Genomic DNA, 24,491 nt, shown 5'->3' with positions numbered 1-24,491 from the left:
GACCTGAGGCGGCAGCGTCCGCCTAAACGACTAAGCTTGAGCTATTTTCCCGCGAGGCGCAGCACCCCATGCAATCCCGGAAAGATTTCGACAAGATCGTCCACTGGTCCCAGCTCCAGGCCCCCGACGGCCCCGGCTATCCCGACAGTGACGAGCGCTTTTCCCTGGGCGCCGCCTTCGGCCGCCACTTCGGCTTCGCCCGCCTGGGCATCCACCACGAATGGCTGCCTCCCGGTCGCCGCACCTCGCGGCCCCATGCCGAGGCGACCGAAGACGAATTCATCTATGTGATCGCCGGTCATCCCACCGCCTGGATCGACGGCCATGCCCAGCGCCTCAAGCCGGGCGATGGCGTGGGTTTCAAGGCCGGGGATGGCGTCGCCCATACCTTCATCAACGAGACCGACGAGCCGGTGGAGTTGCTGGTGGTAGGCGATACGAGCCGGGCGGACAACCGGCTGCACTATCCGCTGCATCCGGAATACACCGCAGGTTTGGGGGATAAACAATGGCAGGACTGTCCCAAGCGCGAGTTGGGGCCGCATCCGGGTGAGGCAATGTCGCCACAAGAGGCGGACAAATGCCCGTGAATCCGTTGCGACTCCCCGCCTCCATCCGCGCCAACGCAGGACTCGTCACCCAGCTGCAATTGGCACCCGATACCTGCCTCGTCTATGGCGAGCATCAGGTCACGATCCGCACGGCGGAATGTCCCGACTACCATTTCGGTAACTACCTGCTGCTGGACCGGCGTCCTACCGCCGAGCAGGTGTTGGCCTGGTCCGCGGATTTCGAGCAACTGCTCGGCAGCCCAAAGCCCTTGGCGCATCGTGCGTTCGTCTGGCCAGAGCCGCTGGCCAAGGATCCACCAGCGGACCTGCCTTGCGGCTACGATTATCAGCGCCTGGTCTCGATGCGTCTGCCAGCCGATGACGTGCAGCCTGCCCCGGTCCTGCCTGCAGGACTCCACATCAGAACCTTCCAACAACCCGCTGATTGGCAACAGTGGAGTGAGCGCCAGGCAGAGGTGACTCCGGGCGCGGAACATCCGGAAGCGCACCGGCGCCATCTGGATTACCAGGCGCGACGCTACCGGTCACTGAGCGACAGCGGCCTGGGCGACTGGTGGGGTGTATTCGATGGCAAGGAGCGCCTGCTGGCCTATCTTGGCCTCTATCGCCTGGACCGTCTGGGCCGTTTTCAGGCGGTTACCACGCGGGCGGACTGGCGTCGGCGCGGACTCTGCCAGGCCTTGCTCGGCACGGTACTCTGGCAACAGCGTCATCGCGTGGACGCCTTCGTCATCGTGGCCGACAGCGAACATCACGCCCAACGGCTCTATGCCAAGGCGGGGTTCGTCGTGGAGGGCGGCATAGGAACCCTGCTGTGGCACGCGCGCTATCACCAGGAGGCCGGCAATCGCTGATTGCGCGGGGTGCTGCTGGAGCTCTTCGGCCATCATCGCTAGCGCCGGGGCCGCAAACGAAAAAGCCCCAGCGCAGGGCTGGGGCTCTTGGGCGGGACGCCTGGACGATCAGTTGTCCAGGGCCGGGCGCTGGCCGGCGATGGCGATGCGCTTGGGCTTGGCTTCTTCCGGGATCACGCGCACCAGTTCGATGCTCAGCAGGCCATGCTTGAGATCGGCACCCTTCACCTCGATATGGTCGGCGAGGCGGAAGGACAGCTTGAAGGCGCGCTGGGCGATGCCCTGATGCAAGAAGGTCACGCTCTCGGCGCTGTTTTCGCGCCGGCCACCCTTGACGGTAAGCACGCCACGCTCGACCTCGATCTCCAGGTCATCTTCCTGGAGGCCGGCGGCGGCGATCACGATGCGATACTGGTCGTCACCGTGCTTCTCGACGTTGTAGGGCGGATAGGAGCTGCCAGCGTCGTTGCGCAGGGCGGATTCGAACAGGTCGTTGAACCGGTCGAAGCCGACGGAATGACGGAACAGCGGGGCCAGGGACAGTACGTTGCTCATGGTGAATCTCCTGATAGGTTCAGCAAGTTTCGGTGTTGCCTGCGGGACCCGACTTCGGCATCCCGCATGAACCTAGATAGGAACCCCCCACGAAATTTCAAGGGCGAATCCCGACGAACGGTCGTTCGCCTATTTCTTCTTCGGCTTGCGCTTTTTCTTCTTGGCGGCGGCCAGCGGCAGCGCCTGCTCGAAGGCCGAGCGTACCTCCTGCAGGCGGCGCTCCTTGAGGTCGTGGATGCGCTTGCCGCGCTCGGTGGTGAAGTCGATGAGATTGCTGTCGTCGCTCATGTCGCTATCCGGCGAAAGGTGAGATTCAGCCGCAACCCGCTGGCTTTGCGGGTCTTGGCGATCTGGTGCTGCCAATGATGCTGGGTCGCGCCGGCCATGACCAGCAGGCTGCCGTGACCCAGTTCCAGGGAATGGCCGATGCGGCTGGTGCCCTTGCGACGGAAGTCGAAGCGCCGCGCGGCCCCGAGATTGAGCGAGGCGATCAGCGGATTGGCGCCAAGACTGCTCTCGTCGTCGCTGTGCCAACCCATGGAGTCCTGGCCGCCGCGATAGCGATTGAGCAGCACGCCATTGAAGGCATGGCCACAGGCCGCCTCGACGTCTTCACGTATACGCTGCAGCAGCGGCGTCCAGGGCAAGGCGGCGTGATCCAGGCCGGCGTAGCCGTAGACCACGCCGGGATCGGCGTACCAGGCCACCTGCCGCGGCACCGGATGCCAGCGGCCGAACACCCGCACCTGCGGCTGGCTCCAGGGGGTTTCGGCGTCCAGCCGCTGCAGCCAGGCATCGGCTCGTTGCGCGGGTAGCCACTGCGGGTGGAAGGCCAGCTCGGCGTCGTCCAGCTCCAGGCGCTCGAGCATGGCTAGACCCGCAGATCCACCTGGGCGCCCACCTGCTCCGGCTCCTCCAGGGCCTGGGCACGTTCGGCGCCGAGGCCCTGGCGCAGGGCTTCGCGCTGCCGGCGGCGGCGGCGCGCCTCTCGATCCAGGGTCGCTTCGTCCTGCAGCGGGGCGTGCGCCGTTTCGGCAGCGGCCGCCACGGGCGCGACCACGGGGCGCACGGGCGCCGGATCCAGCTGGTTGGGTGGGGTCACGCCCAGGGGCGGAACGATGGGGATCATGACGGGGACCTCGAATTCGCGGACTGCGGCAAAGAGCGCGTTAGGCTTCTGACTCCGCTTTCGCTAAAATAGCCGGCTTTTTGATAGCTGGGGAGAAGCTTCCACATGGCGTCGCATCAACCGGGACAACGCTGGATCAGTGACAGTGAGGCCGAACTGGGCCTGGGAACCATCCTGGCCCTGGACGGCCGCCTGCTCACGGTGCTCTATCCAGCCACCGGTGAGACGCGCCAGTATGCCCAGCGCAACGCCCCGCTGACCCGGGTGCGCTTCGCCCCGGGCGACGAGGTGACTCATTTCGAGGGCTGGAAGCTCACCGTGCGCGAGGTCTCCGAAGAGGATGGCCTGCTGACCTACCACGGCTTCACCGCCGAGCGCGAGGCGCGCAGCGTGCCCGAGGCCCAGCTGTCGAACTTCATCCAGTTCCGCCTGGCCAGCGACCGCCTGTTCGCCGGGCAGATCGATCCCCTGCCCTGGTTCGGCCTGCGCTACCACACCCACGAGCACCGCAACCGCCTCCTGCAGTCCAGCCTCTGGGGCCTCGGCGGTACCCGTGCCCAGCCGATCCCGCACCAGCTGCACATCGCCCGCAGCGTGGCCGACCGGGTCGCGCCGCGCGTCCTGCTGGCCGACGAAGTGGGCCTGGGCAAGACCATCGAAGCCGGCCTGGTGATCCATCGCCAGCTGCTCAGCGGTCGCGCCAGCCGTGTGCTGATCCTGGTTCCGGAAAATCTCCAGCACCAGTGGCTGGTGGAGATGCGCCGCCGCTTCAACCTGGAAGTCGCGCTGTTCGACGCCGAGCGCTTCATGGCCAGTGAAGAGGGCAATCCCTTCGAGGACGCCCAGCTCGCCCTGGTCTCCCTGGACTGGCTGGTGCGCGACGAAAAGGCCCAGGATGCCGCCTTCGCCGCCGCTTGGGACCTGCTGGTGGTCGACGAAGCCCACCACCTGGTCTGGCACCCCGAGGGCGCCAGCCGCGAATACAGCCTGGTCGAGCAACTCGGCGAGGTCATCCCCGGCGTGCTGCTGCTCACCGCGACCCCCGAGCAACTGGGCCAGGACAGCCACTTCGCCCGCCTGCGCCTGCTCGACCCCAGCCGCTTCCATGACTTCGCCGCCTTCCAGCAGGAGTCCCAGCACTATCGCCCGGTGGCCGAAGCCGTACAGGAACTGCTCGACGCCGGCGCCCTGAGCCCGGCCGCCCAGGACGCCATCGGCGGCTTCCTCGGCCAGGAAGGCGAGACCCTGCTGGCCGCCGCCGCAGCCGGCGATGCCGAGGCCCGCGCCCGCCTGGTGCGCGAGCTGCTGGATCGCCACGGCACCGGCCGGGTGCTGTTCCGCAACACCCGCGCCGCGGTCAAGGGCTTTCCCGAACGCGAGCTGCACGCCCACGCCCTGCCCTTCCCGGATGCCTATCTGGACGAGGGCGTCATGCCCGGCCAGTCGCTGCAGCCGGAAACCGAATTCGCCCCGGAAGACGACAACGACCGCTGGTGGCGTCACGACGGCCGTGTCGAGTGGCTGATCGACACCCTCAAGGCGCTCAAGCCGCACAAGGTGCTGGTCATCTGCGCGCGCATGGAAACCGCCCTGGATCTGGAAGACGCCCTGCGGCTGAAGTCCGGCATCCCGGCCACGGTGTTCCACGAGGGCATGAGCATCCTCGAACGCGACCGCGCCGCCGCCTACTTCGCCGACGAGGAATTCGGCGCCCAGGTGCTGATCTGCTCCGAGATCGGCAGTGAAGGCCGCAACTTCCAGTTCGCCCACCACCTGGTGCTGTTCGATCTGCCGGCCCACCCGGACCTGCTGGAGCAACGCATCGGCCGCCTGGACCGGATCGGCCAGCGCCACACCATCCAGCTGCACGTGCCCTACCTCGAAGGCAGCCGCCAGGAGCGTCAGTTCCAGTGGTACCACCAGGCGCTGAACGCCTTCCTGGCCACCTCGCCGACCGGCAGCGCCCTGCAGGCGCGCTTCGCCAGCGAACTGGACGAGCAGCTGGCCGGTGGCGACGACGCCACCTGGCAGGCGTTGCTGGAACAGGGCGCCCAGGCCCGCGCGGCGCTGGAAACCGAGCTGCACAACGGTCGGGATCGCCTGCTGGAACTCAATTCCTCGGGCGCTGGTGCCGGCGAGCAGCTGGTGGAAGATATCCTCGAGCAGGACGACCAGTTCGCCCTGCCCATGTACATGGAAGAGCTGTTCAACGCCTTCGGCATCGATAGCGAGGACCACTCCGACAACGCCCTGATCCTCAAGCCCAGCGAGAAGATGCTCGACGCCGGCTTCCCCCTGGGCGACGACGAAGGCGTGACCATCACCTACGACCGCAACGTGGCCCTGGTTCGCGAAGACATGCAATTCCTGACCTGGGAGCACCCCATGGCCCAGGGCGGCATGGACCTGGTGCTGTCCGGCTCCATGGGCAACACCGCCGTGGCGCTGATCAAGAACAAGGCACTCAAGCCGGGCACCGTGCTGCTGGAGCTGATCTACATCAGCGAGGCGGTGGCGCCGCGCGCCCTGCAACTGGGTCGCTACCTGCCGCCGCTGGCGATCCGCTGCCTGCTGGACGCCAACGGCAACGACCTGGCCGCCCGGGTGGCCTTCGAGACCCTCAACGATCAGCTGGAAAGCGTGCCGCGCACCAGCGCCAACAAGTTCGTCCAGGCCCAGCGCGACTCCCTGGCCAAGCTGATCGGTGGCGGCGAAGGCAAGGCCCTGCCCCGCCACGAGGAGCGCGTGGCCAAGGCCCGCCAGGCCTATCTGTCGGGGATGGACGAAGAGATCGCCCGCCTGGAAGCGCTGCGCGCGGTCAATTCCAGCGTCCGCCAGGACGAGATCGATCGCCTGCGCCAGCAGCGCGAAGAAGGCCTGACCTACCTGGACAAGGCCTCGCTGCGTCTGGAAGCGATTCGGGTGCTGGTGGCGGGTTGAGTGGAAGGGCTTCGTTAGCGAAGTCTCTCAGCGATACCAATCGCGGCCATGGGCCGCTCCTACAGGACGCGATGCTCTTGTAGGAGCGGCCCATGGCCGCGATTGCTTTAACTGGTAATCAATGTTGGGCTTCGCTATCGCTCAACCCAACTTACGCGGCTATCACGCCGCCAGGGTCGCGCCGCCGTCCACCACGATGTCCTGCATGGTGATATGGCTGGCCAGATCCGAGGCGAGGAACAGCACGGTATTGGCGATCTCGTCGGGCTGGGCGATCTTGCGCAGCGGGATGCCCAGCTTGAAGTCCTCCGGCAGACCGTCCACCAGGCGCTGATAACCCTCCGGCGAGCCGAGCATGCCGGCCAGCATGGGGGTCGCCGTGGATCCCGGCGAGACCACGTTGCAGCGTACGCCCGACCCGGCCAGTTCCAGGGCCACGCAGTGACTCAGGGACACCAGCGCCGCCTTGGAGGTGCAGTAGCCGGCCATCTGCAGGCGCGGCACATGGGCGGCGTTGGAGGCGATGTTGACGATGGCGCCCCGGCCCTGGTCCTTGAACAGCGGCACCAGTTGGCGGAACAGGTAGAAGGGACCGGAGACGTTGACGTCCAGCAGCGCCTGCCAGTCGTCCAGGCTCAGGCTGTCGCTGGTGCCCAGGCGCAGCACGCCGGCGCCATTGACCAGCACGTCCAGGCGGCGTTCTTCCGCCAGCAGAGACTGGCAGACTTCCTCCACCTGAGCCGCGTCGGCGACGTCCAGCAACTGGGTGCGGAACGGATAGCTGTCCTCGGCGAATTGCCGGTCGAGACCGATCACCTCGGCGCCCGCTTCCTGAAAGCGCCGCGCCACCTGCAGCCCGATGCCCTGCCCCGCGCCGGTCACCCAGACGCGCTTGCCGGTGAAATCCAGTTGCGTCATCAGCAGATTCCTCAGGCGCGCGCGCGCAGCAGGTCCAGCCAGCCCTGCAGGGTCGGCTGGGCGGCGAGATCGGCAAAGGTCACGGGCAGGCCGCGCTTCTGCCACTCGCCCACCAGGGTCATGACCTGCACCGAATCCAGACCGAAGTCGGTGAGGTTGTCGTCCAGCGCCGGTTCTTCGTCATCGGCGTCCAGCAGTGGCTGGACCTGGGCGCGCAGCCAGGCTTCGTCGAGCACGGCCGCACCCGCGCCGGTGACCTGGGCGGTGCTCAGGGTGCTGCCGCAGCGGGTGGCCACGTAGCGCAGCGCCATGCGGTGCTCTTCTTCGCTGAAGTCGGCCACGGCGTCGCCGATCAGGAAGGCCTGGATGTCTCTCATGAAGGCATCGGTGCAGGTGGTCAGGCAACCGATGTGGGCATAGACGCCGCAGACGATCAGCTGATCGCGCCGCCATTCGGTCATCAGGTCCTGCAGGTTGGAACGGTGGAAGGCGCTGTAGCGCCACTTGGTCAGCACCACGTCACCGTCCTTGGGCGCCAGTGCGTCCACCACCTGCTGCAGAGCGGGATCGGCCTGGGTCAGGCCCGGCCCCCACATGTCGTTGAGCAGGGCGCGATCGGCCGGCGGCTGGTCGGTGGGCTGGGCGGTGTAGACCACCGGCACGCCCTGGGCGTCGGCCCAGGCGCGCAAGGCGGCGATGTTGGCCACCACCTGGTCGATCAGCGGGCTGTCGTCGCCATAGAACTCGACGAAATAGCGCTGCATGTCGTGGATCAGCAGGACGGCGCGATCGGCCACGGGCGTCCAGTCGACCTTGTTGGCGGGAAAGCCGTCGGGCTGGGGCAAGGGATAGGAGGCAAGACGGGGAATAGCCATGGGAAACCTTAGGGACGCTCGGTGGATGGGGTCTGCAGCTGCTCGCGCAGGCGGCGCTTGTCGATCTTGCCGACGGCGGTGAGCGGCAGCTGGTCAAGGAACTGGAAACGGTCGGGCAACTTGTACTCGGCCACGCCCTGCTCGCGCAGGTAACGGCGCAGCGCCACCGGCTTGAGCGCCGAATCGCTCACCACCAGGCAGGCGCAGCTCTTTTCGCCCATCAAGTCGTCGGCGATGGCGACCAGGGCCGCGTGGGTGATGCCGGGATGGCGCAGCAGCAGGCCCTCGATCTCGGCCGCGGCGATCTTCTCCCCGCCACGGTTGATCTGGTCCTTTACCCGCCCGACCACCTTGAGGTAGCCGGCGGCATCACGCTGAACCACGTCACCGGAGAAATAGAAGCCCTCGGCGTCGAACACCTGGGCGTTGTGCTCGGGACTGCGGTAGTAGCCGCGGAAGGTGTAGGGGCCGCGGGTGGACAGCAGGCCGGGTTCGCCGTCGGGTACGGGATTGCCGTCCTCGTCGGTGATGCGCACCTCGTCGTCCGGACTCATGGGCCGGCCCTGGGTGGTGAAGATGCGCTCGGGCTCGTCGTCCAGGCGGGTGTAGTTGACCAGGCCTTCGGCCATGCCGAACACCTGCTGCAACTGGCAGCCCAGTTCCGCGGGCACGCGGCGGGCCTGGGCCTCGGCGAAGCTGGCACCACCCACCTGCACCACGCGCAGGCTGGCGAGTCGCGCACGCTGCTCGGGTGCGGCCGCGGCCTGCAGCCAGAGCGCCACTGCCGGTGGCACCAGGGCCACCCAGTCCACCTGATGGCGCTCGATCAGCGCGAAGCAGCGCAGCGGCTCGGGATCGCGGGCCATGACCACGCAGCCACCGGCGATAAAGACGCCCAGGGCGCCGGGCGAGCTGAGGGTGTAGTTGTGGCCCGCCGGCAGCGCGCAGAGAAAGCGCGTCGCCGGGCTCAGGCGGCAGATCTCGACGCTGCGTCTGAGGCTGTAGTAGTAGTCGTTGTGGGTGCGCGGGATCAGCTTGGGCGTGCCGGTGCTGCCCCCGGAGAGCTGGAAGAAGGCCACCTCGCCACCGGCGGTGGGGGTCAGGCGAAAACCGTCCAGCGGGGTATCCAGGCGCTGCTGCAGGCTGCGCGCATCGTCGGCGCCATCCAGCAGCACCTCGCCGAGGCCCGGCGCCACGTCGCGCAACTCGGCGAGAAAGTTGTCGTCGCGAAACAGGTTGTGCTCGCGGGAGGCGATCAGCAGCCGGGGCTGGATCTGCTGGGCATAGGCGAGGAGCTCCAGCTTCTGGTGGCTGAACAGCGCATTGACCGGGGCGATGCCGGCCTTGAGCAGGGCAAAGAACACCACATAGAACTCGGCCACGTTGGGCAGCTGCACCAGAGCCGTGTCGTGGCGACGCAGCCCGGCGGCCTGCAGGTGGGCGGCCAGGCGACTGGAGCGCTCGTCCAGCTCGGCATAGCTCAGCTGGCGCTCGCCGCAGAGGATCGCCGGCGCATCCGGCAGGGCTGCGCGGCTGCGCGCCAGGATCTCGGTCATCGGCAGGTCGAGCCAGTACCCCAGGGCGCGATAACGCGCCGCCAGGTCTTCCGGCCAGGGGGTGAATTCCAGACTCACGTGGGGTTCTCCTCGTCGAACAATCCACAGGCGGCACGCATGGTGCCCAGTTTGGCGGTGACCTCGGCCCACTCCGCCGCGGGGTCAGAGGCTTCGACGATGCCGGCGCCGGCGAACAGCCGCAGCCAGTCGCCCTGCACCGTGCCGCAGCGGATGGTGACCACCCACTCGCCGTTACCCTGGGCATCGCACCAGCCGACCATGCCAGTGAAAAGGCCACGATCGAAGGGTTCGATGCGCTGGATCAGCTGGCGCGCCGCGGCCGTCGGAAAGCCACAGACCGCCGGGGTCGGATGTAGGCGGCAGGCCAGTTGCAGCGCCGAGGTACGACTGTCCGCCAGCTCGCCGTCGATGGCGGTGGACAGGTGCCACATGGCGTTGGTGCTGAGCAGCGAGGGGCCTTCGGGGACGTTCAGTCGGCTGCACAGCGGCGCCAGCTGCTGGCGGATGTCCTCGACCACCAGGCGGTGCTCGTAGTGGTCCTTGCTGGACTCCAGCAATTCGCGGGCGATGCGCTGGTCGTCCTGCGGATCGGCGCGGCGCCTGGCCGAACCCGCCAGGGGATTGGTATGGACCTGGGCGCCCTGCTTGCGCACCAGCAACTCGGGACTGACCCCGACCAGCTCGCCACCCTCGGCGGTGGGGATGCGGAATTGATAGCCGGTGGGATTCTGCCGCGCCAGGTTGGCGAGGATGGCCTCCACGTCGGCGGGTTCGGCCAGGTGGATCTCCTGGATACGCGACAGCACCGCTTTGCTCAGCTCGCCGCGGCGGAAGGCCTCGATGGCCTCCTCCACCGCCAGGCAGAAGCCATCCGCACTGGGCAGGTTGCGTACCTCGCGCACCTGCGCCGGGGCCACCGGTGCGCTGCTGACCGGCGCCGGGCGCGCCGTCCAGGCATGTTCCCGGGGCACATAGAGGCAGGAGGGCCTGCTGGTATCGAAGGGAATGGCACCCATGATCACCGGCTCGGCGATGCCGGCCTGGCGGGCTCGGGCGAAGGCCTCGTCCACGGCGTGCAGGAACAGGCTGTCCCGGTGCGCGCCGCCGCTGGCCGGTGTCTCGACCCGGGCACAGATACCCCGCCCCTGCAGGACGCGATCACCCGACTGGAACAGGAACGCGGTCTGTTCCCGACGATCGGCAGCGACGTCGCCGACCACCTCAGCCCTCTTGCTCGTCATTTCGATGGACCTCTACACGAATGATAATGCTTATCAATAAGCAGAAGCTAAAGGTTGCCTGCCGGAAAGTCAATTCGTTAGGTACCGAACGATCTCTCCGAAAGGCCAGCAACCCCTTGAAATTTCTAATGAATCTCCACTGGGCAGAGCGCCGGCTGGTACCGGATCCGAGCCTCTTCCCATAGCCCTGTCGGCTACAGGAACGGAACGACTTGCTGCCCAGGAGTGGTTCTTTGAAAATGAGAGTGATTATCTTACAACTGGAAGGCGTCCATGTTCAGCTTGTCGTCAGTGTTTCGCATTCTCACCACTCTGGCTGTCGCCACCCTGGCCTTGGGCGGCACCGCTCAGGCGGCGGACTGGCCCCGGCAGATCAGCGCCGACGGCAGCCAGGTGACCCTGCCCGCCAAGCCGCAGCGCATCGTCTCCACCAGCGTCACCCTCACCGGCTCCCTGCTCGCCATCGGCGCGCCAGTGGTGGCCAGTGGCGCCACCTCGCCCAACAACAGATTCGCTGACGACCAGGGCTTCCTGCGCCAGTGGGGTGTGGTCGCCAGGCAGCGCGACATGAAGCGGCTGTACATCGGCGAGGCCAATGCCGAAGCCGTGGCCGCCGAGGCGCCGGACCTGATCCTGGTCAGCGCCGCCGGCAACGACTCGGCGCTGCGCCTGGTCGAGCAACTCCAGGCCATCGCCCCGGTGCTGGTGGTGGGTTACGACAATCGTAGCTGGCAGCAGGTGGTGGAGCTGCTCGGTCAGGCCACCGGCCGCGAGGACGCGGCCAGCAAGGTGGTGGCCGACTTCGACCGGCGCGTCGCCGATCTCAAGGGGCGCCTGCAGCTGCCGCCGCAACCGGTGTCCGCCTTCGTCTACAACCCGGCCACGCGCCAGGCCAATCTCTGGACCGCCGCCTCTTCCCAGGGCCAGTTGCTGGAAAGTCTGGGCTTCAAACTGGCGACGCTGCCGGCGGGCCTGGAGACCGGCCATAGCCAGGGGCAGCGCCACGACATCCTCCAGCTCGCCGGCGAGAACGTCGCCACCGGCCTCACGGGCCAGACCTTCCTGCTGTTCGCCGCGGATGCCAAGGAAGCCGCGGCGGTACGCGGCAATCCGCTGCTGGCCCACCTGCCGGCGGTCAAGGACAACCGCGTGGAAGCCCTGGGCGCCGAGACCTTCCGCCTGGACCCCTACAGCGCCAACCTGCTGCTGGATCGCCTGGAACAGCGCTACACCAAGCCCTGAACCGGGCAATCGTGGAGAACGCTACGCCAGACCTTGAGCACCGTAGCGTGGACAACGGCGCAGCCTTGTCCACCTATCCATGCCATGAGCCCCAGTGGAAAACGCTGCGCAATTTTCCACGCTACGCAGGGGAGTCAAAGCGCATCAGGCGCCGAGGCTTTCCGCCCGGCGCAGACCGCGGGCCAGCGCCCAGCAGAGGGCAGCCACCGCGGTGGCGACCAAGCCGAAGACGCAGGCCGCCTGCGCCGGCAGCATCAGGCTAGCCAGACCGCCGAACAGCGCCGCGCCGATGGCCTCACCGCCGATATTCTGCGCCGTCCACAGCGCATTGATGCGACCCAGCAGGCGATCAGGGGTCAGGCGCTGGATCAGCGCGTACTGCACCAGGGAATTGAGCGCGCCCAGGTAGCCGAACAGCACCAGGCACAGCGCTGACAGCCAGAAGCCGGGCAGCAGCGCGAAGACCGCCACCGCCAGAAAGGTGGCCACCGCGGTCATCAGCAGGGTACGTCCCGGGCGCGGCGCCTGGTTCAGTCGACCGCTGGTGAGGGCCCCGATAGCCGCGCCCAGGGGCGCGGCGGCATAGAGCCAGCCCAGGTGTCCAGTATCCAGCCCCCAGTGCTCGCCCAGCGACGGATAGAGCACCCGCACCGCATTGGCCATGGTGACCAGGGCGCCGACCAGGGCGACCGCCCCCAGCAGGCGATTCTCGAACAGGAAGGCGATGCCGCCGCCCAGGGCCTGCCAGGGCGTTTCGCGTGGCTGTTCCGGCGGGGGCAGCGGCGGCAGGCGCAAGAGCACCAGCAGGGTGATGAGGGTACCGCCGGCGGTCAGGCCATAGTTCCAGGCCACGCCGCTCTGGGCGATCAGCAGGGTGCCCAGTGGCGGCGCGACGATGGCGGCCACGCGCACGCTGAGCATGTTCAGGGCGCCGGCCTGCACCATGGATTCGCGGCCGACCAGGATCGGCGTGACCGCCAGCAGCGCGGTGACGCCCAGGGCGCCGAAGAAGCCGTCCCACAGCGCCAGCAGATAGATGACGGTCAGCGACGGCTCGGGCAGGCTGGCATTGACCGCCAGCCCGATGAAGCCCAGCCCGCAGATGGAGCGCGCGGCCAGGATCAGCCGGCGGCGCTCCAGGCGGTCGGCCAGTACCCCGCCGGTGAGCAGGCCGACGAACATGCCGATGCCGGCCATGCTCAGCGCCAGGCCCACCTTGAGCGGCGAGTCGGTCAGCGCCTGGACCTGGATGGGGATCGCCACGGCCAGGAGGCCGAGGGACAGCACTGAGACCAGGCGGGCGATGAACAGGGTGCGAAAGGCGGCGTGGGACCTGAGCAGGCCGAAGTCGAGCAGGAAGGACGTCTTGGACATGAATCACCGGAAAAACACAGGGAACGCTATCGAGCCGCCGGGGCAAGGCTGTTAGCATGTAATACAGACTATCATGTGTTAATACGCCTTGTTCTCATCCACTTCCCTCCCCGTCGGTCGTCGCGGATGACCAGGCGCCGCCTCTTCATCCTCGGCTGCGCCGCTGTCCTGCTGCTCCTGGTGATGGCTGCCAGCCTGGCGCTTGGCGCTACCGCCATCCCGCTGACCGATGTCTGGCAGGCACTGGGGCACGGCTGCAGCGAGCCGGCCTGCCTGATCGTGCGCGAGGCGCGACTACCGCGCACCCTCGCCGGGCTGCTCGCCGGTGCGGCGCTGGGCGTGGCCGGCACCCTGATGCAGGCGCTGACGCGTAATCCCCTGGCCGACCCGGGCATCCTCGGCGTCAATGCCGGCGCCAGTTTCGCCGTGGTGCTGGGCATCGCCCTGTTCGGTGCCAGCGGTCCCGAGCAGTACCTGGGCTTCGCCTTCGGCGGCGCCCTGCTGGCCAGCCTGGTGGTACTGCTGGCCGGCATCGCCGGTGGTGGCGGCTTCAACCCCATGCGTCTGGTGCTGGTGGGGGTGGCCCTGGGCGCCATGCTCGAAGGCGTCAGCTCGGGCATCGCCCTGCTCGATCCCCAGGTCTACGATCAGCTGAGATTCTGGCAATTCGGCTCCCTGGATGTGCGCCAGCTCGACCTCTTGCGCAGCGCCAGCCTACCGGTGCTGGGTGGCGTGGCGATCGCCCTGCTGCTGGCCCCGGCGCTCAATGCCCTGAGCCTGGGCACCGATCTGGCCGTGGCCCTCGGCACCCGGGTCCGCCAGACCCAGTTGCTCGGTCTGCTGACCATCACCCTGCTCTGCGGGGCCGCCGCGGCCGCGGTCGGCCCCATCGCCTTCGTCGGCCTGATGGTGCCGCACCTGGGTCGCTGGGCCATCGGCGAGGACCATCGCTGGCTGCTGCCCTTCGTCCTGCTGTTCACCCCCAGCCTGCTGCTGACCGCCGACATCGTCGGCCGCCTGCTGGTCACCAACGAGTTGCGCGTCTCGGTGGTGACCGCCTTCCTCGGCGCACCCCTGCTGATTTGGCTGGCCCGCCGTCAGCGCCAGGGAGGCCGAGCATGAACCGCCCCGGTCGCCTGCGCCTGCCTGGCGTGCTGCTCGCCCTGCTTGGCGGCGGCCTGCTGCTGGCCCTGTTCGCCCTGGGCAGCGGCAGCCTCGCCCTGAGTCCCGCCCAGGTGCTGGCTGCCCTGCTCGGCGAGGCCCCGCGCGGCATCGAACTGGTGGTCACTCAATGGCGCCTGCCACGGGTGGCCCTGGCGCTGCTGATCGGCGCCGCCCTGGGCCTGAGCGGGGCGCTGTTCCAGTCGCTGCTGCGCAATCCCCTCGGCAGCCCGGACATCATGGGTTTCAACACCGGCGCCTACAGCGGCGTACTGGTCGCCCTGGTGCTGTTCCAGGCCAGCATCCTCTGGAGCACCACCGCCGCCCTGATCGGCGGCCTGCTCAGCGCGGCCCTGGTCTATGCCCTGACCTGGCGCGGCAGCGGCGTGGATACCCTGAGACTCATCATCGTCGGCATCGGCGTGCGCGCCCTGCTGATGGCGCTCAACACCTGGCTGATCGTCCACGCCTCCCTGGAAGCCGCCTTCAGCGCCGGCCTGTGGAGCGCCGGCTCGCTCAACGGTATCACCTGGGCCAAGGCCTGGCCGGCGGTGGTCTTCATCCTGCTGGCGGGTGCTGCCAGCCTGGCGCTGAGCCGCCGGCTGTTCCTGCTGGAGATGGGCGACGACACCGCCTGCGCCCTGGGCGTGCCGGTGGAGCGCACCCGGTTGTCGCTGCTGGGCCTGGGCGTGGTGCTCACCGCCGCCGGCACCGCGGTGGCCGGACCGATCTCCTTCATCGCCCTGGCCGCGCCGCAGATCGCCCGCCGCCTGACCGGCACCCAGCGCCTGGCGCTGCCCGCCGCCGCCCTTACCGGGGCGGTGCTGCTGCTGGGTGCGGATCTGCTCGCCCAGCGCCTGTTCCTGCCCTATGTCCTGCCGGTCGGCCTGGTCACGGTGAGCCTGGGTGGGCTCTACCTGATCGGCCTGCTCATCTGGGAGTCCCGCCGCTCATGAACGACGCCCCCGCTTCGCGCCTGCACGCCGAGCGCCTGACCCTGGGCTACGGCCGCAAGCTGATCGCCGAGAATTTGTCGCTGACCATCCCCGATGGCGAGCTGACGGTCATCATCGGCCCCAACGGCTGCGGCAAGTCGACCCTGCTGCGCACCCTGAGCCGGCTGCTGGCGCCCAGCCAGGGCCAGGTCTGGCTGGACGGCCAGGCGATCCAGAGCTATCGCACCAAGGAGGTGGCCCGCCGCCTGGGCCTGCTGCCGCAGAGCTCCCAGGCGCCGGGCGACATCTCGGTGCGCGATCTGGTGGCCCGCGGGCGCTATCCGCACCAGACGCTGTTCGGCGGCGTGCGCGCCGACGACGAGCGCGCCGTGACGCACGCCATGCAGGCCACCGGCGTCTTCGAGCTGGCCGACCGGGCAGTGGATACCCTCTCTGGCGGCCAGCGCCAGCGGGTGTGGATCGCCATGGCCCTGGCCCAGGAAACCCCGCTGCTGCTGCTCGACGAGCCCACCACCTGGCTCGACATCACCCACCAGATCGACCTGCTGGAATTGCTGGAAGACCTCAATCGCCAGCAGGGCCACACCCTGGTGATGGTGCTGCACGACCTCAACCACGCCTGCCGCTACGCCACCCACCTGGTGGCCATGCGCGACGGCAAGGTGCTGGCCTCCGGCCGCCCGCGCGACGTGATCACCCCCGCGCTGATCAAGGCGGTCTACGACCTGGACTGCCTGATCATCGACGACCCGGTAGCCGGGACACCCATGGTGGTGCCCCTGGCGCGGCGTTCGGCGCGCTAGAGCGCCTTCAACGCCCGATTGAGCACCGGGCCGATCTGCGCCAGCTGGGCCGGGGCGATGATGTCGACATGGGCGCAGTCCACCTCGTGAGCCTGCAGGCGGGTGATCCAGGGCGCCCAGGTGGCCTTGACGTCCATTCCCGCCGGCAAGGTGCGCCGGGCGACGAACATCAGGGCCTCACCATCGAAACGCGCGCTGCGCGCCGTGGCCAGCAGGCGCACCGAATCGGCGTAGTTGCCCTCGATGGTGGCGAACAGCTCCGCCCCCTCCCCCAGTGCCGGATCGGCCAGGCCTTGCTGGGCCGCCAGGAAGGCCTCGCGCTCACGATCGACCTCGGCCAGCACCGCCGGGTCCAGCTCGCGCACGCCCTCGCGCTCCTGCCAATTCTGGGTTTCCGGTGGATAGGTGTCGAGCAGACCGAGGAAGGCGACCTGCTCCCCCGCCGCCTGCAACCGTGCCGCCAGGCCCTGGGCCAGGGTGCCGCCCAGGGAATAGCCGAGCAGATGATAGGGACCCTGCGGCTGCACCTCGCGCAGGGTACGCAGATGGCGCTGGATGACGGCTTCCAGGTCGACGCCCTGGGCTAGAGGACCGTCCGGACGTGGCGACTGGATGCCGAGCAACGACCAGCGCGGATCCAGGTGCCGCGCCAGCACGCTGAATTGCCAGGCGAAGCCCGAGGCCGGATGGAAGCAGAAGAGCGTCGGGCCGTCGCCCGGGCGCAGCGGCAGCAGAGTCTCGAAGCCGGCGCGGGTCGCGCTGGCCGCATCCTGTTCCAGCTGCCGCGCCAGGCGGGCGACGCTGGAGGCCACCATGATCTGACCAATGGACACCGGCCGCCCCAGGCGCCGGCGCAGCGTGGCGGCCAGGGTCATGGCCAGCAGCGAATGGCCGCCCAGGGCGAAGAAGTCATCGTCCGCGCCAACGATGGCGCAGCCGAGCACCTCGGAAAAGGCTGCCGCGAGATCGCTTTCCAGCCCCGGCGCCAGGGGTCGGCTGGTGGCCCTGGCCACGCCCTGGGGCGCCGGCAGGGCCTTGCGATCCAGCTTGCCGGTGGCGCCCAGGGGCAAGGCCTCAAGCTCGACGAGCGCCACCGGCACCAGGTGCGGCGGCAGACTTTCGCCCAGGCGCGCGCGCAAGCGCTCCAGGTCCAGTGCGGCGCCCGGCTGGGCGACCAGATAGCCGACCAGCTGGCGGGCATCGCCGCCGGCGGTTGTGGCCGCCTCGCTCAGCACCCGGGCATGGGTGACCGCCTGGGCCACGCCGGGCAGCGCCAGCAGGGCGTGGTCGATTTCCGCCAGTTCGATACGCTGCCCGCGCAGCTTGACCTGGTCGTCGCTGCGGCCCAGGTATTCGACGACGCCCTCGGGCAGCCAGCGCGCCACGTCGCCGGTGCGATAGAGGCGCTCGCCCTGCCCGTCCGGCGCGGCGATGAAACGCGCGGCGGTCAACTCGGGACGGCCGAGGTAGCCATCGGCGAGTTGCACCCCGCTCAGATAGAGCTCGCCCGCCACACCGGGCGGTACCGGGCGCAGACGCTCGTCGAGGATGTGCAGCCCGGTGTTCCACACCGGCTTGCCGATGGGCACGCTGCTGCCAGTGACGGCCGCCAGGGCGGCGCCATGAGCCGGATGATAGGAGACATCCACCGCGGCCTCGGTGGGGCCGTAGAGATTGTGCAGGGGCGCGCCGACCCGGCGCTCCCAGGTGCGGGCCAGTTCCGTGGGCAGCGCCTCGCCGCTGCAGAACACCTGGCGCAGGCCGGCGCAGCGGGCGACCGCGGCCGGCTCGTCCAGGCTGGCGACGAAGGCCGCCAGCATCGAAGGCACGAAGTGCACCGTGGTCACCCGTTCGCGGGCGAACAGTTCCTGCAGCGCCAGGGGATCGCGATGGGCCTCGGGCGGCGCCAGGTACAGCCGGGCGCCCACCAGCAGCGGCCAGAAGAATTCCCAGACCGAGACGTCGAAGCTGCTCGGCGTCTTCTGCAAGACGGTATCGCTGGCGCCGATGGGGTAGCTGTCCTGCATCCACAGCAGGCGATTGACGATGGCCGCATGCCCGACCACCACGCCCTTGGGCCGGCCGGTCGAGCCGGAGGTATAGAGCAGATAGGCCGGATCACCGGGGCGCGGCCCTTCGAACACCGGCTCTTCGTCCAGCCCCTTCAGCGGCGCATCGAGAATCAGCACTTGATCCTCGCGCAGCCCCGGGAAACGTCCACGTTGACTGGGATCGGTCACCAGCACCCGGGGCCGGGCGTCGTCCAGCATCAGCTGCAGACGCTCGTCGGGATAGCCGCTGTCCAGCGGCAGGTAGGCCGCGCCCAGTTCGATCGTCGCCAACAGCGCCAGGGACAGGAACACCGAGCGTGGCAGGGCGACGGCGACGATGTCGCCCCGCCCTACCCCAGCCGCGCTCAGGCACTGGGCCAAAGCCAGCACCTGCTGGCGGGTTTCCCGATAGCTGAAAGCATGCTGCAGGTCGGCCAGCGCCGGTGCTTCGGGTGTCCGAGCGGCCTGTTCGGCCAGCAGGGTCGCCAAGGTGGCTGCCGGTAGCGGCCGTTCGATCGCATTGATCGCGTCCAGCCAGCGCCGATCAGCCGGCGCCAGCAGCTCGGCCGCGCCAAGGGTGAGGCCGAGCTGCTGGGCGAATTGCCCGGCCAGCAGGCCGAAGCGCTCGGCGTGCCCCTGCAGCAGGTCGGGGGCGTAGCGTTCGGCATTGCCCAGCAGCTTGATGTCGAGGGCGCCGCCTGCTTCCAGGTAGAGGGCGATCTCCAGATCGCGCACCGGCCCCGAGGCCAGTTCGTGGGTGATGCCCGGCACCCCGGCGAAATCCAGCGCGAAATCGAACAGCTTGAGGTTGATGACCGGTCCGGTCAGCGGCTCGGCATCGCCCGGTCGGCCGAGATCGCGGGCGATCTGTTCGGCGTCGTAGCGCTGGTGGCGCCGCACCTTCTTGAGTTCGGCGGCCAGCGCGGCAGCGAGTTGCGGCAGTGTCTGGGTCGAGTCGGTACGCACCCCCAGGGGCAGGACGTTGAGCGTCGCGCCACCGGATTTGAGCGCCACCGATCCCATGCGCCTCATGAAGATGAAGCCGGCGCTGAAGGCCGGCTGGCCGCTGAGGCGGGCGAACCAGGTGGCGGCCAGGGCCACGGCCAGATCGGCCGGCGTCACGCCCTGGGCCCTGCCCTGCTCGGCCAGCCTGGCAAAGACCGCCGCGGGCACCCGGGCGCGGGCTTCCACCACCCGCGGCGTGGGCACCTGTCCCGCCAGGCCACCGGGTGCCAGCGAGACCGCCGGCGGCAAGGCCGCGCCACGCTCACGCCAGAAGGCTTCGTCACGCTCGCGCACGGCCGACTGCCGATAATCCTGGTATTCGCGCACCACCTCGGCAAAGGAGACGAAGGGCGAAGCCTCGGGCGTCTCGTCGCGCACCGCGGCGCTGTACAGGGCCGCTACCCGCTTGGCCAGGGCGGCGAAGCCATAGCCATCGATCAGCAGGTGGTGATAGCGCTGGTACCAGAACAGGTGGTCGTCACCCAGCTGATAGATCCGGTTGAGCCACAGTGGCCCGCCGCTGGTGGCCCGCAGGTCGCCGTCGAGGTCGGCGCGGATGGCCGCCCGCGCCGCGCCTTCCGGATCGGCTGTCCCGCGCAGGTCCAGCCACTCGGGCGCAGGGATGACCATGTCGCTGTCGATCCACTGCACCAGCTCGCCCTCGCGCTCGGCGAACCTCAGCCGCAGGCTGTCCAGCTCGCCCAGGCCCTGGACGATGGCCGCCTGCAGCGCCTGGGCATCGATCGGCCCGCGCAACTCGACCAGATGGGCCACGGCGAAGGCATTGGCGTGGGGCGACAGCTGATCGGCCATCCAGATACCGGGCTGGGCGGCGACCAGGGGCAGTTCGCGCGAAAGAGAAAGCGGCGTAGAGGACACAGGAACTCCAGTCAAGAAAGCAGGGAGGCGACCGGGCGGATATCGCGCCAGTGGCTGGCGAGCCAGTCGTCGCAGGCCGCGCGCGGCGCCGGTCCGAACACCGGTTCCCAGCCGGCGGGAACGGCCATGGCTTCGGGCCAGAGGCTGCACTGGCCCTGGGCATTGCACAGGATCAGCAGCACCTGGGCGGGATCGTCGAAGGGATTGAGAGCGTCCATCGGACCTCCTGGCGGAAAAATTAACGGTCGGGCGCGACCAGGGGTCGCCAGAGGCGGACCAGGCCGTCGAGCAGGCCGCCGCGCCACCAGAGCGCGTCGTGGCCCCCATCGATCTCGCGATAGTCGACTTCATGGCCCTGCTCGCGCAGGCGCGGGACCAAGTCCCGGGAGGCTTCGAGGATGGCCGGTTCACGCAACCCGGCCTCGATGAACAGCCGCAGGGGGTGCGTGCTCCCCTGCCCGCTCGCCAGCGCCTCGAGCAGCCGTCCCGGCGCGCCACGCTGCGGCCACCAGAAGGACCCGGACTGGCTCAGGGCGCAGCCGAAGCGCTCCGGCCAGTGCAGCGCGGCATAGAGCGCCGCCAGCCCGCCAAAGCTCTGCCCGGCGACCACGGTCGAGGACGGCGCTTGCGCATGGGGCGCCCAGACGCGCACCTGGGGCAGCAACTCTTCCTGCAGCGCCAGCCAGAACGCCGGATTGCAGGGCAACTCGCTGCTGCGCAGGGCGCGGTCGCTGTTGTCGATCAGCAGATAGACCGCCTCCGGCAGTTGACCAGCAGCGGTAAGCTGCTGCAGTGGCGCGCCCACCGGCATCGTCTGCGCCCAGAACTGGCCATCCAGCAGGATGGCCAGCGGTCGCTCTGAAGGGGTGGTATTGCCGGTGGCGAAGACCCATACCGGGCGGCTGTTGCCCAGCCGTGCACTCTTCCACTCGTACTGTTGCAGACTCGGCCAGGCCGTTGGCGCCAGGCTGCGGTCGGCATCGAAGGCCGCCCAGGCCGGCTGGGCAGGCGCCTCCGGCAGGTGCACGCCCGACACCGCCAGCCCGCGCCCACCCTGCCAGGCACGCCGGGGATTGAGCCGATCGGCCTGGGCCAGGGGAAAGACGCTGCGCCACCAGAGGCGGATACCCTGGAGGTCGGGTCGAGCCTCGCCCTCGAAAGGCGCCGGCTCCCCGCTGGGGATCAGGCAGTAGCTGCCCCGCCAGCCGCCCTCCAGCTCGGTCTCCCAGGCCCAGACATCGGTGCCTGGCAGGCGCCGCAGGCTCTGCGGCAGGCCCGGCTGATGATGGTCGGTGACCCCGGTGATATTGAGCCAGACCCGCTGGGTGGCGGAGCGCCCGGCCAGCCCTTCGGGATCGCGCCAGACAAAGGTCAGGCGATAGCGCCCACCCGCGGTGGCTTCGATCAGTGGCGTACCGCGACAGGCCACGGCCTGCCACCAGGGCTCGCTGCCCACATCGTCTCGCTGGAAAAGTGGATCTTTCATCGCATCAAGGTACATCGTCGCAAGGATCGTCATGGCCTGCATCGCGCCGGCCGACCTGGGCCTTGCCCGGGTCGGCCTGGGACTCAGAAGTCGTAGCGCGCCCCGACCATCACGCTGCGCGAGGGGCCCTGGAAGTTGAAGGTGGAAACCGAACCTACGCGCGACCAGTATTCCTTGTCGAGGAGGTTGTTCACGTCCAGGGTCGCGGTCAGTTGCTTGGTGACCGGATAGGAGAACTTGGCATCCACCGTGGCATAGCCCGGGGCGGAGACGGTGACGCCGGAGGTCTGGTTGGTCTGGGAGAAATCGCTCATGGCGGTCACCCCGCCACCGATGCTCAGACCGGTCAGCGGACCACCCGCCAGGGTGTACTTGGTCCACAGCGAGGCCATGTGCTTGGGCATGGCTTCGAACAGCGTGTTGCCATCGCCGCTGAGGTTTTGCGTATCCATGTAGGTGTAGCCGGCGAGCATTTCCCACTGCTCGGTGAGCTTGCCGCTGACCTCGATCTCGGCACCCTTCACCCGCGTCTTGCCTGAGCTGTCGGAATAGTCCGTGATGGCCACGCCGTTGGCATCGAAGGGCCGGGCCGCACGATTCTCGTCGGTCAGCTGGAAGATCGACAGCCGTGCGTTCATATCGCCATTGAAATAGCTGCCCTTGATGCCGACCTCGTACTGGTCACCCTCGCGCGGATCCAGAGCCTTGCCCTGAGCGTCCAGCTCGCTCTGCGGCTTGTAGACCTTGGAGTAGCTGGCATAGAGGGAGTGGTAGTCATCCAGGTCGTAGACGGTGCCCAGATAGGGCGTGACGAAGCCGCTATGCTTCTGGCTCTCCCCCGCCTCGGCGCCACTGGCCAGGGTGGTGGTATAGGCCTCGCCCCGGTACCAGGAGACGCGGGCGCCGCCGATCAGTGCCAGGCGCTCGATGGGGCGGAAGGTGACCTTGGAATAGAGGCCGAATTCGCGATCCTCGCCGCTGTAGTCGGTCTGATAGGCACGCGCCGGCTTGGCGAAGCGGGTCGGCGAATAGCTGTTCACATTGACCGTACCCAGGACGCTGTTGCCGTTCTGGTAATCGGTGTCGTAGTGCTTGTAGTCGGTACCCACGACGAATTCGCTGACCTGCCCCAGGGTCTCGAACGGCTGGCTGTAGCTGGCGTCGAGGGAATAGGCGTCCTGCTCGAAGTCCCGGGTACTGGCACGGATGCTGGTATTGCCATTGGCCTGCACCGCCCCGCCGGTGAAGGCATAGAGGTAGTCCGCCTCCCGGTGCGAGGCCCGGGCGGCGATGCGCCCATAGCCGCCATTGTCGAATCTGTGGGTCAGCTCGAAGATGCCGTCGGTGGTCTTGCCGTCGAAATAGTTCCAGTCCGCCCCCAGGAAACGCGACTGGCTGAAGTCCAGCAGATTGCCCTGGGCGTCGGTGGGATAGCCATTGTGCGGGGTGAGGTTCTTGACCTGATGGATCAGGCCGAAGGAGATCTGGGTGGCGTCGGACAGATCGATGTCCAGGTCGCCGTAATAGCTCTGGTCGGTGTTGGCGTTGTAGTCCACCTCACCATTGGTATCGGCGCGAGAGGCGACGAAGCGGCCGCGCACGTTCTTGCTCTCGGTGAGCGGACCGGCCAGGTCGATCTCCTGGTAGTTGGTGTCCCAGGAGCCGTAACGCCCGGTGATGTGCCCCTGGAAGTCCTCGGTGCCGCGCTTGCGCACCATGTTGACGATGCCGCCCAGCTCGCTGGTGCTGTTGAACAGCCCCGAGGGCCCGCGCATGATCTCGACCCGGTCGAAGGGCGAGAGGATGGGCACGGTGCCGAAGATGCTGGTCATGGGCGCCGGCAGGCCGTCGATGTTGTATTCGTCGTATTCGTAGCCACGCGAATAGATGGAGGAACGCCCGCTGTCGTTGGTCAGCACCCGCAGGCCGGCGGTGGACTTGGCCAGCTCGTCCAGGGTGTTGAAGTTACGATCCTTGATGTAGTCGCTGGTATAGGAGGTGATCGACTGGGGGATGTCGCGCAGGGCCGCCGGCGTCTTGGTGCCCACGGTCGCCGAATCCACGGTATAGCCGCCGGTCTGTTCCGAGGGCGCCATGTCGTAGAGGCGATTGCCTTCGATGGTCAGGGTGTCCAGTTCCGTGGCGTTCTGCTCGGCCACCGTGGCGGCCAGCGCCGTCAGCGGAAAGGGGATCAGCGCGCCGATCAGCAGCAACTGACGAAAGGCCCCGCGGCGAAGGCGGACGGGCTGGCAGAGGGTTCCTTGGGTGTTCATGGTGATCCTTGTGACCGTGGCGTTGCAGCCGACGCCGTGCACTGGAAGGCTGCTGTTCGCGTCATCGCGCGAGGGCAGCACTTTAAATGATAAAAACTCTCATTATCAAATGTTACGTTAAGCAATAGCCGTTCGCATTGCGAACGCCAGGCAGCCGTGATCCACGCCCAGAGGTCCGGACGGCATCAGGAAAGGATGCGGAAAAAGAGGGATCGACCGGACCGGGAGGGTCCAATCACGGGAACAGGCCAGCCGTGAGCGGGCCGGAGGGAAAAGCCTGGCGGTCGTTAAAGACCGGAAACCGCCGGCGTCTTGGCCGCTACCTGGCCGATCACCGGGCTGGGCAGCCGGCAGACGATTTCGCCGATGGCGTTCATCCGCGCCAGACCGCCATCACCCTTGCAGGCGTGATAATCGGCGAGATGCTCGGAGGGCGAGTTGCGCAGGCCCTGATCGAGCGCCACCACCAGGGCGATGACGCCCAGGCCCAGGGCGACGATTTCGAGCGTGCTGCGGGCACGATACCAGTGGATCGGTCGCGAAGGGCTCATGGCGGCTCCGGAGGATGGACGAATGATGGCGAAGTGGCTCCCTACTCTA

21 protein-coding genes are annotated in these 24,491 nt (G+C 68.2%); 7 read left to right on the top strand and 14 right to left on the bottom strand.

Features of this window, described 5'->3' with window-relative positions:
* Positions 1–68 precede the first annotated feature (68 nt).
* Positions 69–590, top strand: coding sequence for a cupin domain-containing protein (locus EC839_RS02855; protein ID WP_132832121.1), 522 nt, complete (start codon positions 69–71; stop codon positions 588–590).
* Complete coding sequence (locus EC839_RS02850; RefSeq protein WP_132832120.1) at positions 581–1,426, top strand: GNAT family N-acetyltransferase; 846 nt, start codon at positions 581–583, stop codon at positions 1,424–1,426. The genes EC839_RS02855 and EC839_RS02850 overlap by 10 nt, the downstream gene beginning before the upstream one ends.
* A gap of 108 nt (positions 1,427–1,534) precedes the next feature.
* Here the strand turns inward: EC839_RS02850 and EC839_RS02845 are convergent, their stop codons facing one another.
* From EC839_RS02845 to EC839_RS02835, 4 genes are all read right to left on the bottom strand, one after another.
* Positions 1,535–1,981 carry an Hsp20 family protein gene (locus EC839_RS02845; protein ID WP_007160292.1) on the bottom strand — a complete coding sequence of 149 codons (447 nt, stop codon included), beginning with the start codon at positions 1,979–1,981 and terminating at the stop codon, positions 1,535–1,537.
* A 129-nt stretch (positions 1,982–2,110) separates the two neighbouring features.
* Positions 2,111–2,269, bottom strand: coding sequence for a hypothetical protein (locus EC839_RS24100; RefSeq protein ID WP_017642154.1), 159 nt, complete (start codon positions 2,267–2,269; stop codon positions 2,111–2,113).
* On the bottom strand, positions 2,266–2,850 hold the full coding sequence (locus EC839_RS02840; RefSeq protein WP_132832119.1) for an alpha-ketoglutarate-dependent dioxygenase AlkB: 585 nt from the start codon (positions 2,848–2,850) through the stop codon (positions 2,266–2,268). Before EC839_RS02840 ends, EC839_RS24100 begins: the two co-directional genes overlap by 4 nt.
* Positions 2,851–2,852: 2 nt before the next feature.
* Positions 2,853–3,110, bottom strand: a complete 258-nt coding sequence (locus EC839_RS02835; RefSeq protein ID WP_132832118.1) for a hypothetical protein — start codon at positions 3,108–3,110, stop codon at positions 2,853–2,855.
* Positions 3,111–3,215: 105 nt separating this feature from the next.
* On the opposite strand from EC839_RS02835, the gene rapA reads away from it, so the two are divergent.
* Positions 3,216–6,050 (top strand): RNA polymerase-associated protein RapA, encoded by a 2,835-nt coding sequence (rapA, locus tag EC839_RS02830; protein WP_132832117.1) that lies wholly within the window; start codon positions 3,216–3,218, stop codon positions 6,048–6,050.
* A gap of 162 nt (positions 6,051–6,212) precedes the next feature.
* On the opposite strand, the gene dhbA is transcribed toward rapA, so the two are convergent.
* Genes dhbA through EC839_RS02810 form a run of 4 tightly spaced genes read right to left on the bottom strand, consistent with a single transcriptional unit; the run spans position 6,213 to position 10,661 of the window.
* Entirely contained in the window at positions 6,213–6,968 is a 756-nt protein-coding gene (dhbA, locus tag EC839_RS02825; protein WP_132832116.1) for a 2,3-dihydro-2,3-dihydroxybenzoate dehydrogenase, read from the bottom strand.
* Positions 6,969–6,979: 11 nt separating this feature from the next.
* Positions 6,980–7,843 carry an isochorismatase family protein gene (locus EC839_RS02820; RefSeq protein ID WP_132832115.1) on the bottom strand — a complete coding sequence of 288 codons (864 nt, stop codon included), beginning with the start codon at positions 7,841–7,843 and terminating at the stop codon, positions 6,980–6,982.
* 8 nt (positions 7,844–7,851) lie between these two features.
* Entirely contained in the window at positions 7,852–9,477 is a 1,626-nt protein-coding gene (locus EC839_RS02815) for a (2,3-dihydroxybenzoyl)adenylate synthase (protein WP_132832114.1), read from the bottom strand.
* The gene (locus EC839_RS02810; RefSeq protein ID WP_256680908.1) at positions 9,474–10,661 is read right to left on the bottom strand and encodes an isochorismate synthase MenF; all 1,188 of its coding nucleotides are present in this window, start codon (positions 10,659–10,661) and stop codon (positions 9,474–9,476) included. The genes EC839_RS02815 and EC839_RS02810 overlap by 4 nt, the downstream gene beginning before the upstream one ends.
* A gap of 273 nt (positions 10,662–10,934) precedes the next feature.
* Between EC839_RS02810 and fepB the strand changes: the two genes are divergently transcribed.
* Positions 10,935–11,903, top strand: a complete 969-nt coding sequence (gene fepB / locus EC839_RS02805) for a Fe2+-enterobactin ABC transporter substrate-binding protein (protein WP_132832113.1) — start codon at positions 10,935–10,937, stop codon at positions 11,901–11,903.
* A 144-nt stretch (positions 11,904–12,047) separates the two neighbouring features.
* Here the strand turns inward: fepB and entS are convergent, their stop codons facing one another.
* A complete protein-coding gene (gene entS / locus EC839_RS02800; protein WP_132832112.1) occupies positions 12,048–13,277 on the bottom strand; it encodes an enterobactin transporter EntS in 1,230 nt (409 codons plus the stop codon).
* Positions 13,278–13,403: 126 nt separating this feature from the next.
* On the opposite strand from entS, the gene fepD reads away from it, so the two are divergent.
* From fepD to EC839_RS02785, 3 genes are read left to right on the top strand one after another with little or no spacing between them, the layout of a single operon-like run.
* Positions 13,404–14,399 (top strand): Fe(3+)-siderophore ABC transporter permease, encoded by a 996-nt coding sequence (fepD, locus tag EC839_RS02795; protein WP_132832111.1) that lies wholly within the window; start codon positions 13,404–13,406, stop codon positions 14,397–14,399.
* A complete protein-coding gene (gene fepG, locus EC839_RS02790; RefSeq protein WP_132832110.1) occupies positions 14,396–15,394 on the top strand; it encodes an iron-enterobactin ABC transporter permease in 999 nt (332 codons plus the stop codon). Before fepD ends, fepG begins: the two co-directional genes overlap by 4 nt.
* Positions 15,391–16,197, top strand: a complete 807-nt coding sequence (locus tag EC839_RS02785) for an ATP-binding cassette domain-containing protein (RefSeq protein ID WP_132832109.1) — start codon at positions 15,391–15,393, stop codon at positions 16,195–16,197. The genes fepG and EC839_RS02785 overlap by 4 nt, the downstream gene beginning before the upstream one ends.
* On the opposite strand, the gene EC839_RS02780 is transcribed toward EC839_RS02785, so the two are convergent.
* The 5 genes from EC839_RS02780 to EC839_RS02760 form a co-directional block, all read right to left on the bottom strand.
* Positions 16,194–20,132: an enterobactin synthase subunit F gene (locus EC839_RS02780; RefSeq protein ID WP_132832108.1), complete on the bottom strand. Its 3,939-nt coding sequence runs from the start codon at positions 20,130–20,132 to the stop codon at positions 16,194–16,196. The two genes, EC839_RS02785 and EC839_RS02780, sit on opposite strands and share 4 nt — an antisense overlap.
* Before the next feature lie 11 nt (positions 20,133–20,143).
* A complete protein-coding gene (locus EC839_RS02775) occupies positions 20,144–20,350 on the bottom strand; it encodes an MbtH family NRPS accessory protein (protein ID WP_132832107.1) in 207 nt (68 codons plus the stop codon).
* Between the two features lie 20 nt (positions 20,351–20,370).
* Positions 20,371–21,618 (bottom strand): enterochelin esterase, encoded by a 1,248-nt coding sequence (fes, locus tag EC839_RS02770; RefSeq protein WP_132832106.1) that lies wholly within the window; start codon positions 21,616–21,618, stop codon positions 20,371–20,373.
* Positions 21,619–21,701: 83 nt separating this feature from the next.
* Positions 21,702–23,891, bottom strand: a complete 2,190-nt coding sequence (locus EC839_RS02765; protein ID WP_256680907.1) for a TonB-dependent siderophore receptor — start codon at positions 23,889–23,891, stop codon at positions 21,702–21,704.
* 287 nt (positions 23,892–24,178) lie between these two features.
* Positions 24,179–24,442: a hypothetical protein gene (locus EC839_RS02760; RefSeq protein WP_132832105.1), complete on the bottom strand. Its 264-nt coding sequence runs from the start codon at positions 24,440–24,442 to the stop codon at positions 24,179–24,181.
* Positions 24,443–24,491: the final 49 nt, after the last annotated feature.

The organism is Pseudomonas sp. JUb52, assembly GCF_004341115.1.
GTDB lineage: Bacteria > Pseudomonadota > Gammaproteobacteria > Pseudomonadales > Pseudomonadaceae > Chryseomonas > Chryseomonas oryzihabitans.
This window is presented reverse-complemented; position numbering and strand designations above follow the sequence as displayed.